The sequence below is a fragment of the Arthrobacter sp. ATA002 genome (assembly GCF_026898095.1).
Taxonomy (GTDB): Bacteria; Actinomycetota; Actinomycetes; order Actinomycetales; family Micrococcaceae; genus Arthrobacter_B.
Map to the genome: position 1 here is coordinate 3007633 of NZ_CP114015.1, position 17256 is coordinate 3024888.

Consider the following 17256-nt stretch of genomic DNA (forward strand, 5'->3'; position numbering starts at 1 on the left):
AACAACCTTTTTCGCCGCACAGGATTCCTCCGATGATGGCCACCGCGGAGCACGCCCCGGATCTGGTCGCCGCCGACCAGCTGCTCGATCTGACTGATCAGCTGGGCATGGCCTCCTGCCGCGAGTTCGTCGGCAATTACGTGTCCCTGTGGCAGGACCGCTTTGACCGCCTGCGCCTGGCCGTGATGAATGACGACGACGACGCCGCCATGGACGTGGTGCTTAGCATTAAGATTGCCAGCGAGATGGCCGGGGCCCAGCGCCTGGCCGGGCTGGCCTACCGCGCACAGCAACAGCTCAGGCTCGACGGCGCTGCCGGGCTGGCCTCCATGCTCGGCAGCATTGCCGTCTGCGGCAGGGAAACGATGGCCTGCCTGCTCGCGTCCCTGGACTAGCGAAGACCCCGCCGGAAAACACCGCCGTGCACGGGCGGTCCGCCACGGCGCAAATCCTGCACCCCCGAGGCGGGTAGGCTGAAGATAGGCAGTTCGCTTACCAGGGGGAGAGTTCATCACCATGTCACGGCTCTCCGCACGCCTGCTCTCTTCCCTGGGCCTCAACCGCGACTTCCATGAGCTGACCCTGGCCCAGCGGGTCCGGATCAGCCAGGCCCCGCTGGTCATCACCGTCACCCTGCTCTGCATCATCTTCGCCACGCTGCTGCCGGAAATCCTGGCCCGGCCCCTGTTCCAAACCGGGCTGGTGCTGCTCGCGCTGATCACGGTGGCCACCGCCGTCGTCCCCTGGGACCGGCTTTGGTATCCCTCCTACTGGATCCTGCCCATCCTGGACTTTGCCGCCATCGGCTACCTGTACGCCGGCAGCCAGGGTCTGGCGACGGGCATTTACCTGCTGGCCATTTTTCCGGTGTTCTGGCTGGCCTGGTCCCGGGTTTCCGCCATCGGCGCCCGGATCCTGAGCTTCCTCGGACCGCTGGCGATCGTTTGGAACCCGGTCATCGCCTCGGACCTTCCCGTCACCGGACAGCGGCTGGCCGCGCCGATCCTGGGCCCGCTGGTCACCCTGGCCGTTGCGGTCACGGTGAGCGTCATGCGCCAGGACATGGCCGCGCAGCAGGCCGCCCTCGGGGAAAAGGACAAGCTGCTGGAGAACGCACTGAATCAGAGCACCGAGCGTTCCGAGCTGCTGGACGTGGTTCTGAACGCGATCGACGTCGGGGTGCTGGTGGTGAACGCCAACGGAAACGCCGTGCACAAGAACGAGCACATGGATGCCCTGGATGACCGGCTGCGGCCGCAGGGCATGAAACACACACAGGAACAGGACCTGCTGTTCTTCGGCGCGGACCGCACCACTGCCCTTCCCGCGGAACAGCGTCCCATTGCCCGTGCGATCAGGGGCGAGACATTCCAGGATGTGCTGATCTGGGCCGGTCCTGCCGGGGACCAGCTGGCCCTCTCCTGCTCCGCCCGCGTCCTGCGCAACGACCACGGATTCAACGGCGCCGTGATTGCGTTCAAGGACATTACTGCCCTGGCCGATGCCCTGCGCGCCAAGGAGGATTTTGTCTCCAACGTCTCCCACGAGCTGCGCACTCCGCTGACCTCGATCATCGGCTATCTGGACCTGGCCGAGGAGGAAGCCGAGCATCTGGGGCTGATCGGCACCATTCCGCACGCGGTTTCCGTCGCCCAGCGCAACAGTGAGCGGCTGCTGCGCCTGGTCTCGGACCTGCTCACCGCTGCATCCGGCAGCGTGGCACTGGATCCGCGGCCGGTGTGCCTGAATGAATTGGTGTCCGCCGGCCTGCGCTCCTCCTCGCCGCGGGCTGCCGCCGGCGGTGTGGAGCTCGTGAGCGCCTGCACCCCCGGCCTCTCGGTGCAGGCGGATCCGGTGCGGCTGGCGCAGGTGCTGGACAACCTGCTGTCAAACGCCATCAAGTATTCGCCCGACGGCGGCATGGTTACGGTTAGTGCCTGGTCCGACGGCGGCGGCACGTTCCTGGAAGTCCGCGACACCGGGATGGGCATGAGCGAGGAGGACCAGCGTGAGCTGTTCACCAAGTTCTTCCGCACCGGCGCCGTCCGGCAGGCGGGCATTCCCGGCGCCGGGCTGGGATTGGCAATCTCCAAAAACATTGTGGAGGCCCACGGCGGCACCATTTCCCTGGTCAGTGCCCCCGGGGAGGGCTCCACCTTTACCGTGTGCCTGCCGAAGTCGGTGGCCCTGCCGGTGGGCAGCGCGGACCGGAACGCTTCCGCTTAGGCTCCGGCGGCGTCGCGCGCGGCCGTCCGCACCGCTTCCTGCACGTCGACGGGGCTGCCGCGCCACGGGGCGCCGTGCCCGGGGAGCACCCAGGCTGCGCCTATGCTGGCCAGCCGGCCAAGCGATTCCAGGGCCAGCGCCGGATCGTCGGTGAACGGCGACGGCTGCAGGCCCACGGTTCCGGTCAGCACGTGCCGGGTGGTCAGGGCGTCCCCCACGAAGACGGCGTCCGCCACCGGGACATGCACCGCGATGCTGCCCGGTGAGTGGCCGGGCAGGGAAATGATCCGCGGCGCTCCGGGCAGGGCCAGCACGTCGCCGTCGGACACTTCGGTCACTTCGGTGAGATAGCTGGTGCGCCAGGCGCGCTTGCCCAGCGAGTACAGCAAAACCCGGCCACCGGGCGCAGCCTCGAGCGGCCCATGCTCAGTTTGGGCTTGTCTCCGCCGCGCGCCCGCTCCGCGTCGGCGCCGTGGATGTAGACCGGCACGCCGTGCTCGCGCCGCAGCCGCTCCGCGAAGCCGATGTGGTCGCTGTCCCCGTGGGTGAGGACGACGCCGCGCACGTCCGCGGTGCTGCGGCCCATGGCGTCGAGCTCGGCCGCCAGTTCCTTCCAGTGTCCGGGCAGGCCGGCGTCGATGACGGTGATGCCGTCCCCGGTTTCCACCAGGTAGGCGGCCACGATGTCATTGCCGATGCGGTGCAGGTGCGGGCCAAGCTTCATGGGGAACTCCTTTGCAGAGACACCGGAATGAAAAGAGCGGCAGCGCTGGTTAGCCATGATGACCATTGCGCTGCCGCCGGACAAGCGGGATAGAGCCTTTTCTCTGTTCCTCGCTGCGGAGTATGTCTAGCGGGTTGGGGCCAGCCGGTAGCCGACGCCGCGGACGGTTTCCAGCCAGCGCGGAGAGCGGGAGTCGTCGCCGAGCTTGCGGCGGACGTTGCCCACGTGCACCTCGACGGTGCGTTCATCGGCCTCGCTGATGAAGCCGCCGGCATCGTATTCGTCGCCGCGCAGCCGGCGCACCAAATCGGTCTTGGTGCGCACGCGCCGGCCGCTTTCCAGCACGGCGTGAAGCAGTTCGAATTCGGTGCGGGTCAGTTCCACCGGCCGGCCGTCGATTTCCGTGGTCCGGGTCCCGAAGTCCAGGCTTAGGCCGTTGTGCCGGAACCGTCCCGCCTCCCGCTCCTCGGCGGCGTCCCGCGCACCGGCGGCGTCCGCGGAATCGGTGCCCGAAGGCGCTACGGCCAACGGCGCGGTGGAGGAGACTGCAGCGGACGGCGTCATGGTCGCGGGTGCGGGTGCTGAGGCGGACGGCGCGTTCCCTGCGGCAGCCGGAGCCGCCGCCGTCGTCCCCTCGGCCTCGGCGGCCGGGGTGGTCTCCTCGCCGGAGCGGGGCGCCGCAGCATGGCGGAGATGCGGGCCCGCAGTTCGCGCGGGCGGAAGGGTTTGGTGATGTAGTCGTCAGCGCCGGCCTCCAGACCCATCAGGGTGTCGAGTTCTTCGGCGCGGGCGGTGAGCATGACAATGTAGGCATCGGAAAACAGGCGCAACTGGCGGATCACTTCAAAGCCGTCGATGTCCGGCAGACCCAAATCCAGCGTCACGATGGTGGGATTGTGGGTGCGGACGGCTTCGACGCCCTCGGTCCCGTTGGGAGCGGTGAAAACCTTGAAACCGGACTGCTGCAATACCGCGTTTAATAGGTCGCGGATATCTTTGTCGTCCTCGATGATGACTGCAACGCGCTGTGTTTCCATATTCTGCTGTTTTTCCGTCCTGCGAGACCTTCTGATAACCCGCTCCCCATACGGGAGATACTACAGGGTCCCCCTATAATCGGTGCCATAACCATTCAGGATCCGGGGGTCCGTTTTTCCATGTCCAGTCTCGAGCGCCGGGCCCTGGCAGTGCTGGGTATCCGCGCTCATTTTCACGAATATTCCCTGCGTCACCGTGTGGCCATTACTCAGCTGCCGCTGGTCATCTCGGTACTCATTGCCCTGCCCCTCGTGGCCGTGGTGAGTCCGGAAACGTTCCGCGAGGATCCGTTTCAGCTGGGCCTTGGGCTGCTGGCCGTCGCCACCACGGCCTCCATCGCCGTTCCCTGGGACCGGCTGTTCGTGCCGGCGTACTGGCTGATTCCGCTGCTGGACTTTGGCGTGATCTGCCTGCTGTACACCGGCGGCCGGGAGTCGGTGACCGGGCTGAGCCTGCTGTGTGTGCTGCCGGTGTTTTGGCTGGCCTGGTCCGGTGCGGCCCGCCGCCTGGCCGGGGTGCTCAGCTTTGCCGGCAGCACCGCCGTCGTGTGGTCTCCGCTCTTTGCCACCGGGCAGACCGGTTTCCAGGACCTGGCCGCCCCCATGCTCATTCCTTTTGTGATGCTGGCGATCTTCGGCACGGTGTCCATCGTGGAGCGGGACAACGTTGCCCAGCAGAAGGAGCTGCGCATTGCCGAGGCCGGGCTGCAGGAGAGTCTTGCCGAAAGCCGGCGCAGTTCCGGCCTGCTCAGCGCGGTGCTGGACACCGTGGACGTGGGGGTCCTGGCCCTGGACCGGGACGACAAAATCATCCTGATGAACAACCGCCAGCTGGTGAACCACGAACTCACCCTGCCACCGGGTACCAACAGCTTCGCCGAAGAAGAGCTGGAGATTTACGGTCTGGACCGCAAGACGCCCCTTCCGCTGGATGCCCGGCCGGCACAGCGCGCCATGCGCGGAGAGTCCTTCTCCGATTCTGTGATGTGGGTGGGCTCCGGCGAGCGCCAGCGCGCCCTGGCCGTCGCCGCCCGTCCGGTCATCGACGACGGCGGCGCCTTCAACGGTTCGGTGCTCGCGTTTTCCGATGTGACGGACATGGTGAACGCGCTGCAGGGTAAGGACGACTTCGTGTCCAACGTGTCCCATGAGCTGCGCACTCCCCTGACCTCGATCATCGGTTACCTGGATCTGGCCCTGGAGGAGGCCGAGGACCGGAGGATGACCGGCCCCATCCCGTCCGCGCTGCTGGTGGTCCAGCGCAATGCCGAGCGGCTGCTGACCCTGGTTTCGGACCTGCTGAGCACCGCCTCCGACTCCGTGAGCCTGTCCGAGTCCGAGGCAAAGCTGGGCGAGCTGATCGACATCGCGCTGGATTCCGCCGGCCCGCGGGCCGACGCCGCCGGCGTGGAGCTGCGCCGGGACCTTGCCGTCGAGCTGTCCGTGCGCGTGGATCCGGGGCGGATCCTGCAGGTGCTGGACAACCTGCTCTCCAACGCGATTAAGTATTCCCCCGACGGCGGTGTGGTCACCGTGCGCGCCTGGGCCGAGGACACTTCGGTGATCCTTGAGGTGGCAGACACCGGGATGGGGATGAGCGTGCTGGATCAACTCGAAGTTTTCACCAAGTTTTTCCGCACCGGCTCTGTCCGCAAGGCCGCCATCCCCGGCGTGGGCCTTGGCCTGGTTATTACCAAGTCCATCGTGGAAGCCCACGGCGGGAGAATTTCGTTCGATTCAGAGCTTGGTGTTGGCACAACCTTCCGGGTGGAGTTGCCGGCGCACTGACGGCATCGTGTCAGTGCGCCGAACTATCCACGCCGCTACATCTGGACGCCGGACGCCGGGTTGCGGAGCCGCATCGCCGCCGCGAGGTTGGCCGTCTCTGTCGTGTTCCACACTCCCGTGCTCCGCTCCAGGACCACGAGCCGCGGTTCAAAGGCGGGCAGCCGAAACCCGAGCTCCGCCGCAAAGCCGGCCGGCAGCTCCACCTTGGCCGCGGCGTCCAGGTCCTCGAGACTTGCGGTCCACGCCGCTGCCGCCCGCTGGATCTGCTGACGCTGATCCTGGCCGGGCAGCACTGCCGCTGAAAGCCCTGCGTCCAGCTCCTCCGCGTCGATGGGCCAGGCCAGCTCCACGGTGTAGCTGATGTCTGGATCGTCCCCTTTCCCGCCGATCTCCAGCGAGAGGCCAAACGGCTCCCGACCCCGTGCTCTCCGGTCAGCTGCTCCTCCCACCAGGAAATCAGCAGCCGGGCGGTGGACACGGCATCCACCCGGGCCACGTTCAATACGGTGCAGCGCCCGTTCAAGCCGCCGATCAGCACCGACATTCCCGGTACCCGCTCGACCAGTGAGTCGTGGGTACGCACCAGGGAGTGCAGCCAGTCCCGGTCCCGCTTCTCGCCGGAGAGCACCAGGCTGGAGTACGCGGCTCCCGGCGCCGGGGACTCCACGACGCGCAGGTCCAGGGTGTCGGCCGCCCCCAGGGCCTGGATGGGCCCTGACAGCCGGCCGACCACGGTGGCAAGCTCAGAGCGGGAGCCCGGAATGCTCACGGTGTATGTGGTGGCGGCCAGGTGTGCAGGGACAAAGGGACCGGTCCAGGTGTCCGCCGAGACCTGCGCGGCGGGCAGGCCGGCGGACACCTCCGCCTTCCAAGCTTCCACGGCGGCGGCAGCCTCGTTCTTGGCGCGTTTGCGCCCAAAGAGGCCCATCAGAAGTTATCCACTCGAAGTGCTGTTTTCATGCCGACAGCCTACGGCCCCGCACCGCCGGATGCCGGGACAACACGGCATGCTGGGCGGACCGGCCGCCTAGTTGGCCGCGAGCAGCGCTTCCTCCAGCGCGACCCACGCCAGCATCGCGCACTTCACCCGCGCCGGATACCGGGACACCCCGGAGAACGCGGCGGCGTCGCCGAGCACCTCTTCATCGGCCTCCACGCTGCCGCGGGAGCGCATCACCTCGCGGAAGTTCTCCACCAGATCCATCACCTCGTCGCGGGGCAGTCCGGCCGCCAGGTCAGTGAGGACCGAGGCCGACGCCATCGAAATTGAGCACCCTGCCCTTCCCAGCTGATGCCCTGAACCGCGGAGCCGCCGTCGTCGTCCGCTTTGGCGGCCGCCATCACCGCGCGCAGCGTGATCTCATCCCCGCAGGTGGGGTTGAGCTGGTGGCTCTCCCCGCCCTTGCCCCCGCGGGCGCCTCCACCAGGCCGGCGCCGTGCCGGGCCTTGGCGTGGTCCAGGATGATCTGCTGGTACAGCTGCTGCAGCTCGGCGCTCATTTACTTCACTCCAAAGAACGGACGCACGCCGGCCACCGCGTGCAGGAACGCGTCGACGTCGTCGGTGGTGTTGTACAGATAGGTGCTGGCACGGGTGGTGGAGACCAGGCCGAGGCGGCGGTGCAGCGGCTGCGCGCAGTGGTGGCCCACCCGCACGGCGATGCCCGCGTCATCCAGGAACTGGCCGACGTCGTGCGAGTGGACGCCGTCGACGTCGAACGCCGCCAGCCCAATCCGCTCCACTCCGGCCCGCGGGCCGAGCACGCGGATGCCCTCAATCGCTTCCAGCCCCTCGACCAGCCGCTGGCCCAGAGTGGCCTCCCAGGCGTGGATGCGGTCCATCCCGGTTTCCTGCAACCCAGCCCCCGGCCATGGCGGGGAACTAGCTGCGGTTCCGCGCAGCTGCCGGCCCATCAGATCAAATCCAGGCTCCATGTTTCATCCGGCCAGACTACGGGCGGCACCGCCGCCCGGGCGGGGCAACATGTCAGAGACAGTCTGGCTAGGCCGTGTGGCAAAGGCTGGGAAACTACCTATGCCCTAAATCCTGATCTCCCTATAGTCTCCCGTCTGGATCGGCGTAGGTTAGTACTGAGGGGAAGACATGCGTATAGCGGTAACAGGATGTGGTTACCTGGGTGCAGTTCACGCGGTCTCCATGGCCCATCTGGGCCATGAGGTGGTCGGAGTGGATGTCGATGAATCAAAAATTGCGGAGCTGAAGGCCGGCCGTGCGCCTTTTTTGAACCGGGCCTCCCGGGGCTGCTGCGGGAGGCACTCGCCGGCGGCCGGCTGACCTTCACCACCAATCCCGAGGACGCCGCTGGCGCCCAGGCCCACTTCGTCTGCGTGGGAACACCCCAGCGCAAGGGCGAATACGCCGCGGATGTGCAGTACGTCAACGCCGCCTTCGCCTCGCTCGCTCCGCAGCTTCGGCCAGGCGATGTGGTAGTGGGAAAATCAACGGTTCCGGTGGGGACCGCCGCCAGGTTGGCTGACACCCTCTTCGAGTCCGCGCCCGAAGCGGTCCTGGCTTGGAACCCGGAATTCCTGCGGGAGGGCCACGCGGTTAACGACACGCTGCACCCGGACCGGCTGGTGTACGGAGTTCCGGCCGGTGAGGATGGGACCCGGGCAACGGTTGTTTTGGACGAGGTCTACTCTGCCGCTCTGGCTGCGGAAACCCCGCGGCTGGTCATGGACTACGCCACCGCCGAATTGGTGAAGACCGCCGCCAACTCTTTCCTGGCCACCAAGATTTCCTTCATCAACGCCATGGCGGATCTGTGCGATGCGTCCGGGGCGGACGTCACCGTGCTGGCGGACGCTATCGGCATGGATGACCGCATCGGCCGCAAGTTCCTCAACGCCGGGGTGGGCTTTGGCGGGGGCTGTCTCCCGAAGGACATCCGCGCGTTCATGGCGCGGGCCGGCGAGCTGGGCGCCGATCAGGCCCTAACTTTCCTGCGCGAGGTCGACGCCATCAATATGCGGCGCCGGACCAAGGTGGTGGACGTGGTCCGCGAAGTCCTGGGCGGTTCCCTCTTAGGCCGCCGCGTCACCATTCTGGGTGCCGCTTTCAAACCCAACAGCGACGACGTGCGCGATTCTCCTGCCCTGAGCGCCGCGGCCCAGCTCCAGCTCCAAGGCGCAACAGTTACCGTCACCGACCCGGAAGCGCTGCAGAACGCTAAGGGACGTTTTCCTGAACTGCACTACGAGCCGGTCACCGAGAATGCCGTGTCCGGCGCGCATGCCGTGGTGCTGCTGACCGAGTGGCAGGAGTACTGCGCACTGGACCCGGTGAAGCTGGCCGCGCACGTCAGCGAGCGCAACATGGTTGACGGGAGGAACGTCCTTGTCCCCGAGCAATGGCGCCACTCCGGTTGGGTGTTTCGCAGTCTGGGGCGCCCCTAAGCACAGAGGAAATCAGGATGAGCCATGTCAGCCCACACACCCCGGTCCCCTGAACCCCTCGAGATTCCGACCGGCCGCAGACCCAAGCACCACAGCGCTGCCGTCCCCGCCGCCCTGCTGGGCTTCCTGGCGGCATTCCTTTCACTCATAGGGTCAACGGCTGCCTCGCTTTGGACTGACGAAGCCGCCACCATCTCCGCTGCTCAGCGGTCATGGCGGGAGCTGTGGGAGCTGCTGAACAACGTGGACGCTGTCCACGGACTGTATTACGCTCTTATGCATGTTTGGGGCGGGGCCTTCGGTTTCTCTCCTTTGGCCCTCCGTCTGCCCAGCGCGCTGGCCGTGGGACTTGCTGCCTCCGGTCTTTACGTCCTGTCACGCAGGTTGGGTGGGCCGCGGCTGGGACTGGCTGCGGCCCTGATATTCGCCATCCTGCCGCGCACTACCTGGATGGGCATGGAGGGACGGTCGTTTGCCCTCAGCACCGCCGCAGTAACCTGGCTGAGCGTGCTGCTGGCAGCCGCCGTTGAGGCTCGGGGCAGGCGGCAGCATCTTCTGTTCGGCGTTTATGCCCTACTCGCCTCATTGGGCACATGCGTCAACATCTACGTTGCCCTGGCCGTGGCCGCCCATGGTCTAGCGCTGGTTCTCCTGCCTCGGGTGTCCCGGCCCGCCCTCTTCCGCTGGGCTGCCGCGTCTGTCGCGGCCGCCGTTCTGGCCTCACCTGTGGTGGTCCTGGCCGCCCGGCAGACGGGGCAGCTCGGGTCAGCGGACTTATCACCCGGTGTCATTCTGCGCAGCGTTGCAGTGGATCAGTGGTTTCTGGGCGAAACTCCCACCAACCCGTACCTTGAGTCTTCCGGCCTGCAGCTGTGGCAGCCGGCCTCCGTCCTCTTGGCGCTGACCGGCTGGGTGATGGTCTGCTCGGCCCTGCTGACGTCATTGCCGAGCAGCCGGGCGGCCCGGCTATTGCCCCCCGGCGGGCCGGGCAGCAGGACCGCCCGCCGGCTGTTCCTCACTGCCGCGCCAATGCTGCTGTTTCCGCCCGCCGTTCTGATTGCCTTCTCCCTGTTCGCGTCCCCCCTCTACAACGCCCGGTACCTGTCCTTTGCCACTCCGGCGGCTGCGCTTCTGCTTGCACTGGGGATAGTGCGCCTGCCCCGACCACGGATGCGTGTCACCGCGGTACTGTTGCTGGTGATACTGGCGCTGCCGGTGTACGTTTCGCAGCGACAAAGCGAGGGGAAGAGCGGCTCCGACTGGGCACAGGTGGCAGCGTACGTAGACGAACAGGCGGAGGACGGGGACGCGGTCTACTTCGGACCCCGACATCCGCCGGAGGGAAATGACGCGGGACAGACACAGCGCCGGATTGCCACGGCCTATCCCAATGCATTCGCCGCTTTGAAGGATGTGAGTCTGAAGTATCCGGGGTCTTCAGACGGGTCTCTAGACGGCAGTTCTTGGCTGCTCCAGGAGTGCGGATCCGAGCTGGCAACCGTGGAGACCGTCTGGCTGGTCCGTCGCAGGGACTATCCCCGGGAACTGCTGGACGCCGAGGACAGCTGGTTGAGGTCCGAGGGCTTCCTGCCGGATGCTGAATGGACCGGCACCACCAACACGGTGACGGGCTTTAGCCGGACGCCGTCCGGTTAGCCGCCTGCACTGCTTCTTCGAGGGCAACCCAGGCCAGCATTGCGCATTTCACCCGAGCCGGGTAGCGGGCAACACCGGAAAATGCTGCGGCGTCACCAAGGACCTCTTCGTCCGCTTCAATGCTGCCCCTGGAGCGCATCACTTCACGAAACTCACCCACCAGCTTCAGGGCCTGGCCGTCCGGAAGCCCCGCCATCAAATCGGTCAGGACGGAGGCCGAGGCCATGGAGATGGAACACCCCTGTCCCTCCCAGCTGATGCCCTCAACCGTGGAACCGTCCAGCACCGCACGCAGTGTGATTTCGTCTCCGCAGGTGGGATTGAGCTGGTGGGACTCGCCTAATCTGGCCCCGAAGGGAACGAGCGCCAAACCGTCACCATGACGGGCTTTCGCATGCTCCAAAATGATCTGCTGGTATAGCTGCTGCAGGTCCGAACTCATTGCTGCACTCCAAAGAAGGGGCGAACGCCGGCAACAGCGTCCAGGAACGCGTCGACGTCGGCGGTTGTGTTATAGAGGTAGGTGCTGGCCCGGGTGGTTGATACCAGTCCCAGGCGGCGATGCAGGGGCTGCGCGCAGTGGTGCCCAACACGCACAGCTATCCCCTGATCATCCAGGAATTGCCCAACATCATGGGAGTGCACACCGTCTACGTCGAAGGCCGCCAGCCCAATCCGCTCCACGCCAGCACGAGGACCCAGTACCCGGATGCCGCTGATCTGTTCCAATCCTTCAACCAGACGCTGGCCCAGTTCCCTTTCCCAGGCGTGGACGCGGTCCATGCCCGTTTCCTTCAGATAATTGACCGCCGCGTCCAGCGCCATCGCCTGGGAGATTCTCTGGGTGCCGGCTTCAAACCTCTGCGGCGCCGGCAGGTATTCCGCCTTTTCCATGCTGACGGTGGTGATCATGGAGCCGCCGGTCAAGAACGGCGGCAGGGCGTTGAGTAGCTCGGACCTACCGTAAAGCACACCGATTCCGGTGGGTCCCAGCATCTTGTGGCCGGAAAAGACCGCAAAATCGACGTCCAGCGCCTCTAGATCCACCGGCAGGTGGGGCACGGACTGGCAGGCATCAAGAACAACGAGCGCGCCGTGTCTGCGAGCCATGGCGGTCAGAACATCTACGGGGTTGATGGTGCCCAGCACGTTAGAGGCGTGGCTGAAGCTCAGCACCTTGGTACGGCCCGAGATCAGGCGTTCGGACTCCTCAATTCGCAGCGTGCCGTCGTCGTCCACCGGGATATAGCGCAGAGCCGCCCCAGTACGGAAAGCCAGTTCCTGCCACGGGATCAGGTTGGCGTGGTGCTCCATCTCTGTCACCAGAATTTCATCCCCGGGCTTCAGGGCAAACCGTTCCGCTGCCGCTCCACCGCGCCCGAGGCTGGCATTGGAGAACGCGTAGGCCAGCAGATTCAGCGCTTCGGTGGCGTTGGACGTCCACACAATTTCCTCCGGCCGGACATTGACGAACTCGGCTACGGTTTCCCGGGCCTGCTCGTAAACTTCGGTCGCCGCCACGGCTAGGGTGTGAGCGCCGCGGTGAACCGCCGAGTTGCGCTGCTCGTAGAACTCCTGCTCAGCTTCGATCACGCTCAGCGGGTTCTGGGAGGTGGCACCGGAATCCAGGTACACCAGCGGATGCCCGTTAACCTGCTGATTGAGGATGGGGAAGTCATTCCGAATGCGCTCCACCTCGGCGTCGTCCATGGGACCAGCGGCATGGCGGAGACTGACTGGAGTAGAAACCACAGGCACGGAAGGCTCCTCAGGTGGCGATGTGATGGGCACTATTACGCAACAAACGTCTGAGCTAATCATCCCACGACTGCTTCGGGGCTGCACCTGAGCCGAGCCTTAGCTGGAGATTTCCTCCGTCTTCAGAGATCTGAACTCCACCGCCGGGGTGCCGTCGTAGTTGCGGCACAGCGAGAAGTAACCGCCCCGGTAGGTAGTGCTCTCGCTGGTAACAGTCCAGTCCTCCTCCCCCTGCCGTCCAGCCGGGAGACGGAAATGGCCGACGGCGTCACCCGCACCTCGTATTGCATCCAGATCCCGGCGACCGGTGCCACAGTGGCTACCGCCCCCAACGGGTAGCCGGACACTTCCCCGGCCTGCCGCCCAAACAGTTCCAGGGCGCCGTCCATCCGCTGGACAAAGTGATAGCCCCCAATCCTGGACGGCTCCCGCACCCGGTACGGAGAGTCGTCATTCTGGCCAAAGGCAACACCGGCGTGCTCGGTTTCCTGCGGGAGCTTCTCCGGCCAGCGCATCTCCACGAGAATGCGGTAGCCCGCCTCGCCCTCCACGGGGCACATGGAGCCCATGATGTAGCTCGCCTTGACGGGATGATCGAGCCGTACGGATGACGTTGACTGCTGGATCACCGGCTGATGCGTCCAGGCCAGGGCATAGGGCAGGTCTCCCGGAGCACGCAGGCCGGTGACATAGGCGTCCGCCTTTGCGGACGGGGCGTCCGTCATGACATAGGGAATATTCGCGCACATGATGCCCTGAACTCCGAGGTTCACCACTCGGTCCCGTTCGGAGCGGGTGTGGATTTCCCAGCAGACCACCGGTTTGCCGAAACTGACAGCACGGCGGATGTCCTGGTCCGTTGCCTGCCACTGCACCCCGATCAGATCAAAGTCCGCCACTTCCTGTTTGGTCAACCGATCGATTTCATCCTGGACGAAGTAGCCCCAGGCCGTGTAGCCGCGTTCCTCGCCGCGGGGTGCCGGTTGGACGTCCCCGACTGCTTCCAGACGAAGTGCTCCGTAGAGTCAGGGTATCGGTCCATGATGTCCAGCAGTTTGGCGGGATCACCGCTTGCTTTGTCTTCCAGGAAGACCACACTCGACGCCGCATACTGGTCCAGGATATCCGTGAGCTTGGGGATGGGCAGAACCGGGCTGCCCTGCCCCAGCCACGGCTTTGCATTGTTGGACAACTCCAGCAACTGGTCATACGTACTCTCTCGAATGAGCCTGTCGACGCCCGTCATCCGAAGGGTGCTCGCGTCATGGTGGCAAACAAAAATGCCGTCTGCTGTTTCATGGACGGAGACCTCTATTGCGTCCGACCCGGCGTCCAGTGACTGCCGGTAGGCTTCCGCCGTATGCTCGGGCCAGTTGTCCTGGGAGCCGCGGTGGGCCACGTAAAACGTAGGCTTGGCCAGAAGCCCCTCGACGGACGCGTCGGTGTCTTGTTCCGGGGCCCGGCGAGCCCCGGGCTGCACGCCGTGGCGGCGAGGCTGAGACCGGCACCAGCAAGGACCAGGATATTCCGGCGGGACAACTCCAGGGCGCGCGAAACGGGTGGACTGGTGGAACTGAAGACGGGTTGTCCAGCACTCATGAGGAAGACCCTTGCGTTGAGAGCGGTTGGTTGTTTTGCGGTGCCGGCACCGCGGGAACAGTACCCACGCCCCAGGCTGCCAGGCGTTCTGACGCCGGTACCCGTACGGATTCTGTGCCTTCGCGCCGGCGCTGGTTTTCACAGGCAACCATTGCAATGACCGTCCACAGGAGGATTCCGGCCACGGACCGGGTGGCCAGGGCGCTGTAGGTCTGCGGGATAACTATGGCCAGCAGGCCGGCAACGGCCAGTCCGCTCGAAAAGGTGCGGCGGAAGCTGACCAGCACGAGCATCAGCAGCGCCCCGAAGTAGAGGAGGCTGAAGAAAATCCCCAGGTCCACCCCGTACATGAGGAAGGAACTTTCCAGGCTTGTCCCCAGCCCTGCCTCCTCCGCGATTTGATAGCTGGAGTTCACCCCGTGCCCGGTCAGAAGAAACTGGGGCCAGTCGCTCAGGAAGGTGCTGATGGCAAAGCCTCGTGCTTCTGCGGACCCGTTGTCATCCTGCAGTCGCTCCAGCAATCCTTCAGCCAGCGGGCTGGAAAGGGCCCACGCTGTGAGGGCACCGATAACCGCTGCCATACCCACCCGGACCATGACCGGTTTGGGGTTGGCCAGGACCACAAACAGGACCACGGCGATCATGATAATCACCCCTACCCTGGACTGGCTGACGAGCACGCCCGCCCCCAGCAGGACTAGCAGGAGGACCTGGAGCCAGGCCCACCTGAGGCGAATGGTCAGCGGTGCTATGACGCAGGCGGCCATCGACAGAGCCAGCGGCTGATCAAGCAGGCCCATCCATCGGGTGCCCTCGGGATTGAACCAGTACCTCGTGGCGAAGCCGTCCTCGTAGAAGAGCACGCTACCCGTCAGCCACTGGGCCAGGCCGACAACGCAGACCAGGGCACCGAGTGCAAGGAGCCCATTGCGCAAGCGGACCACGAGCTGTGGATCAAGCGCGCTACTGCCCGTGATGAACAGGAAGAACAGCGCCGGGGCAACGATCTGGTCGGTCAGGAGGACCGTCCCGCCGTCCACTTTGCTGAAGATGGTGCTGAGTACGGCGGATCCGAGCACCGTCAGGAGGAGCACCACAACGTAGATGTGTGCTGCCACGGCGCCTGCCATGACGGAAGGTGCGACTATCAGCTGTACTCCGACGAGGGCGAAAATCAGCCAGGTTGCGGCATGCAGGGAAAGCGATCCGCTGTCCTGTCCGGTCAGCAGATAGCTGCCCGCGGCGGGCACCGTGAACCAGATACCCAGCACCAAAAGAGCGGCGGCAGCGGGCCGTCGGCGGAGCAGGAGGGCGGCAGCGGTGCAGGCGAAAAGCCACAAGACAAGCTGCATCATGGCGTGCTTCGCCTGCTCCAGAAACCGGGTTCAGCGCCGCTAACCTGTAGCATCAGCGTGCTGTTCCGGATTTTTGACGGCATGTGCAGGGGCTGCCTTGGTTTTGGCGCCCTTGCTGCCGCCCCGGGGGTAGTCTTCCCCGTCCGGGAACGGGGTATGGGCAGCCGCTGCCACCAGCGCCCGTCGGAAACCAGGTTGTAGACCGTTCCGAGCACCAGGGAACGCACCGCGCCCAGGGATCGGAGAGCCGTCACCAGGTCGGTGCGGGATGTCCGTCCGTGAGCGGCCACCAGGATCGTGCCGTCAGCGGCGGCGCACACGAGCGAGGCATCTATACACTGAATGAGCGCACCGGCGTCCACCACCACGACGTCGTACATCCCCCGCAGCTGGACCATCAGCTCTGGCAGGCGTTCATCCGAGAGAAGCGCCGTCGGATTCGGAACTTTCAGCCCCGCCACCAGAGCGTCCAAGTTGTTCATATGTCTGATCGCGTCTGCGACCCTTACCTCTCCCCTCAACACCTCCCCCAGGCCGGGGCCAGCCGTCTGTCCAAGAGCAGAGGCCAGCGAGGGTGCCCGCAGATCTGCTTCCACGAGCAGAACACGCCCGTTGGCTTCCGCGAAGGCCTGCGCAAGGTGGAAGGCCGTTGCGCTCTTCCCTTCCCCTGCCGCGGCCGATGTCACGGCAAACACCTGTGCGGGAGCTGCTCCGGGATAGAACAGAAGACTGGTGCGCAGACGGCGCAGCGCCTCCAGATAAGGCCCGTTGAGCCGTTCGGTCCTCCCGTTTACGGCGGCCTTGGAACTGACCGGGATGGAGGCCAGGATTGGTAGCGACGTTTCGTCTTCGAGGTCCGCTTCGCTGCGGACCTTCTTGTCTCCGCGCACCCGGGAGATCACTGCCAGGACCCCTGCGGAAAGGCCGAGCAAGGCGCCGATGGCCAGATTCACCTTAGGCCGCGGGCGTACAGGCTGCTCCGAGACGGAAGGGCCGGAGACCACGTTGAGCACAGTCTCAGCGGCGGTTCCGTTTTCCATGTCATTGACCATCTTGCCGAAAGTGCCGGCGATCTGGTTGGCGATTTCCTGCGTTGTTTCCCGCTCCGGATCTTTGACGTTCACCGTGAGCGTCAGCGTCTCCGGATCGCCAAATGCCGAGATGCTGTTCTTCACCACGGCGGATGAGAGCGGGATGCTGCTCGCGCTGACCACCCGGTCCACGAACTGTTCGCTGGTGAGCAGCGCCGCGTACGCGGTGATCCGACCGCGGACGAGCTCGTCAGACTGCAGGGCACTCTGGCGTTCCGTTGACGGTGCCACCACATAAAAGGTGACGGTGCTCTGATACAGGGGCTGAATAAGAGCGGTGACGCCCAGCGCGCCTGCCACCCCGAGCAAAAAGCAGAGGAGCACGACCCACCAGCCGCGCACCAAGGCATGTGCGTAATCGGAAAGTTTCATAACTGAGACCAATCTCCAAACAGTAAGGAAGCCCTTGACGGGCTCTCCGCAGGACTGTGAGCCGGGTTCCAGCGTCTTCCCCTCCCTGCTCACCGCAATACCTATCACGCATCCCCTACCTAGTTGGGGGTGGGCAATACTGCTCTTTTGGGGCGGCTACCTGATTAGTACTGGATCTTCAAACCACTGTGGACGGGCCGGAAGCGGGCACCTAGTCTGCCTCGCGAAGTCTGA

General features: G+C 65.4%; 13 protein-coding genes and 4 pseudogenes. 5 read left to right on the forward strand and 12 right to left on the reverse strand.

Annotation, left to right across the window (positions count from 1 at the left end; all coding sequences use genetic code 11):
• Window positions 1-32: 32 nt before the first annotated feature.
• Both OL239_RS14845 and OL239_RS14850 read left to right on the forward strand, forming a co-directional pair.
• Window positions 33-395 (forward strand): hypothetical protein, encoded by a 363-nt coding sequence (locus tag OL239_RS14845; RefSeq protein ID WP_268909553.1) that lies wholly within the window; start codon window positions 33-35, stop codon window positions 393-395.
• 121 nt (window positions 396-516) lie between these two features.
• Window positions 517-2226, forward strand: coding sequence for a sensor histidine kinase (locus OL239_RS14850; RefSeq protein WP_268909554.1), 1710 nt, complete (start codon window positions 517-519; stop codon window positions 2224-2226).
• Here the strand turns inward: OL239_RS14850 and OL239_RS14855 are convergent.
• The 3 genes and pseudogenes from OL239_RS14855 to OL239_RS14865 form a co-directional block, all read right to left on the reverse strand.
• Entirely contained in the window at window positions 2223-2615 is a 393-nt protein-coding gene (locus tag OL239_RS14855) for an MBL fold metallo-hydrolase (RefSeq protein WP_268909555.1), read from the reverse strand. The two genes, OL239_RS14850 and OL239_RS14855, sit on opposite strands and share 4 nt — an antisense overlap.
• Window positions 2561-2950 (reverse strand): MBL fold metallo-hydrolase, encoded by a 390-nt coding sequence (locus OL239_RS14860; RefSeq protein ID WP_268909556.1) that lies wholly within the window; start codon window positions 2948-2950, stop codon window positions 2561-2563. Before OL239_RS14860 ends, OL239_RS14855 begins: the two co-directional genes overlap by 55 nt.
• A 126-nt stretch (window positions 2951-3076) precedes the next feature.
• Window positions 3077-3987: pseudogene (locus OL239_RS14865) on the reverse strand (response regulator transcription factor).
• A 120-nt stretch (window positions 3988-4107) separates the two neighbouring features.
• On the opposite strand from OL239_RS14865, the gene OL239_RS14870 reads away from it, so the two are divergent.
• Window positions 4108-5775, forward strand: coding sequence for a sensor histidine kinase (locus OL239_RS14870; RefSeq protein WP_268909557.1), 1668 nt, complete (start codon window positions 4108-4110; stop codon window positions 5773-5775).
• A gap of 35 nt (window positions 5776-5810) precedes the next feature.
• Here the strand turns inward: OL239_RS14870 and OL239_RS14875 are convergent, their stop codons facing one another.
• The 3 genes and pseudogenes from OL239_RS14875 to OL239_RS14885 form a co-directional block, all read right to left on the reverse strand.
• On the reverse strand, window positions 5811-6224 hold the full coding sequence (locus tag OL239_RS14875) for a hypothetical protein (protein ID WP_268909558.1): 414 nt from the start codon (window positions 6222-6224) through the stop codon (window positions 5811-5813).
• Between the two features lie 578 nt (window positions 6225-6802).
• Window positions 6803-7274: pseudogene (gene sufU / locus OL239_RS14880) on the reverse strand (Fe-S cluster assembly sulfur transfer protein SufU).
• Window positions 7275-7631 (reverse strand): annotated as a pseudogene (locus OL239_RS14885) (aminotransferase class V-fold PLP-dependent enzyme); the annotation flags it as partial.
• 247 nt (window positions 7632-7878) lie between these two features.
• On the opposite strand from OL239_RS14885, the pseudogene OL239_RS14890 reads away from it, so the two are divergent.
• Together OL239_RS14890 and OL239_RS14895 are read left to right on the forward strand one after the other, a co-directional pair.
• Window positions 7879-9191, forward strand: a pseudogene (locus OL239_RS14890) (UDP-glucose dehydrogenase family protein).
• 24 nt (window positions 9192-9215) lie between these two features.
• Window positions 9216-10847: a glycosyltransferase family 39 protein gene (locus tag OL239_RS14895; protein ID WP_268909559.1), complete on the forward strand. Its 1632-nt coding sequence runs from the start codon at window positions 9216-9218 to the stop codon at window positions 10845-10847.
• On the opposite strand, the gene sufU (OL239_RS14900) is transcribed toward OL239_RS14895, so the two are convergent.
• From sufU (OL239_RS14900) to OL239_RS14925, 6 genes are all read right to left on the reverse strand, one after another.
• Window positions 10825-11289, reverse strand: coding sequence for a Fe-S cluster assembly sulfur transfer protein SufU (gene sufU / locus OL239_RS14900; RefSeq protein WP_268909561.1), 465 nt, complete (start codon window positions 11287-11289; stop codon window positions 10825-10827). The two genes, OL239_RS14895 and sufU (OL239_RS14900), sit on opposite strands and share 23 nt — an antisense overlap.
• Window positions 11286-12605, reverse strand: a complete 1320-nt coding sequence (locus OL239_RS14905) for a cysteine desulfurase (protein ID WP_268911783.1) — start codon at window positions 12603-12605, stop codon at window positions 11286-11288. The genes sufU (OL239_RS14900) and OL239_RS14905 overlap by 4 nt, the downstream gene beginning before the upstream one ends.
• Before the next feature lie 122 nt (window positions 12606-12727).
• On the reverse strand, window positions 12728-13519 hold the full coding sequence (locus tag OL239_RS14910; protein WP_268909562.1) for a hypothetical protein: 792 nt from the start codon (window positions 13517-13519) through the stop codon (window positions 12728-12730).
• A complete protein-coding gene (locus tag OL239_RS14915) occupies window positions 13516-14085 on the reverse strand; it encodes a glycerophosphodiester phosphodiesterase (protein WP_268909563.1) in 570 nt (189 codons plus the stop codon). Before OL239_RS14915 ends, OL239_RS14910 begins: the two co-directional genes overlap by 4 nt.
• Before the next feature lie 115 nt (window positions 14086-14200).
• Window positions 14201-15559, reverse strand: coding sequence for an O-antigen ligase family protein (locus OL239_RS14920; RefSeq protein ID WP_268909564.1), 1359 nt, complete (start codon window positions 15557-15559; stop codon window positions 14201-14203).
• Complete coding sequence (locus OL239_RS14925) at window positions 15556-17022, reverse strand: polysaccharide biosynthesis tyrosine autokinase (RefSeq protein ID WP_268909566.1); 1467 nt, start codon at window positions 17020-17022, stop codon at window positions 15556-15558. The genes OL239_RS14920 and OL239_RS14925 overlap by 4 nt, the downstream gene beginning before the upstream one ends.
• Window positions 17023-17256: the final 234 nt, after the last annotated feature.

Coding starts and splice junctions, on each gene's coding strand:
- sufU (WP_268909561.1), bottom strand. CDS start 11,289: ATGAGTTCGGACCTGCAGCAGCTATACCAGCAGATCATTTTGGAGCAT.
- OL239_RS14920 (WP_268909564.1), bottom strand. CDS start 15,559: ATGATGCAGCTTGTCTTGTGGCTTTTCGCCTGCACCGCTGCCGCCCTC.
- OL239_RS14860 (WP_268909556.1), bottom strand. CDS start 2,950: ATGAAGCTTGGCCCGCACCTGCACCGCATCGGCAATGACATCGTGGCC.
- OL239_RS14925 (WP_268909566.1), bottom strand. CDS start 17,022: ATGAAACTTTCCGATTACGCACATGCCTTGGTGCGCGGCTGGTGGGTC.
- OL239_RS14895 (WP_268909559.1), top strand. CDS start 9,216: ATGTCAGCCCACACACCCCGGTCCCCTGAACCCCTCGAGATTCCGACC.
- OL239_RS14850 (WP_268909554.1), top strand. CDS start 517: ATGTCACGGCTCTCCGCACGCCTGCTCTCTTCCCTGGGCCTCAACCGC.
- OL239_RS14845 (WP_268909553.1), top strand. CDS start 33: ATGATGGCCACCGCGGAGCACGCCCCGGATCTGGTCGCCGCCGACCAG.
- OL239_RS14870 (WP_268909557.1), top strand. CDS start 4,108: ATGTCCAGTCTCGAGCGCCGGGCCCTGGCAGTGCTGGGTATCCGCGCT.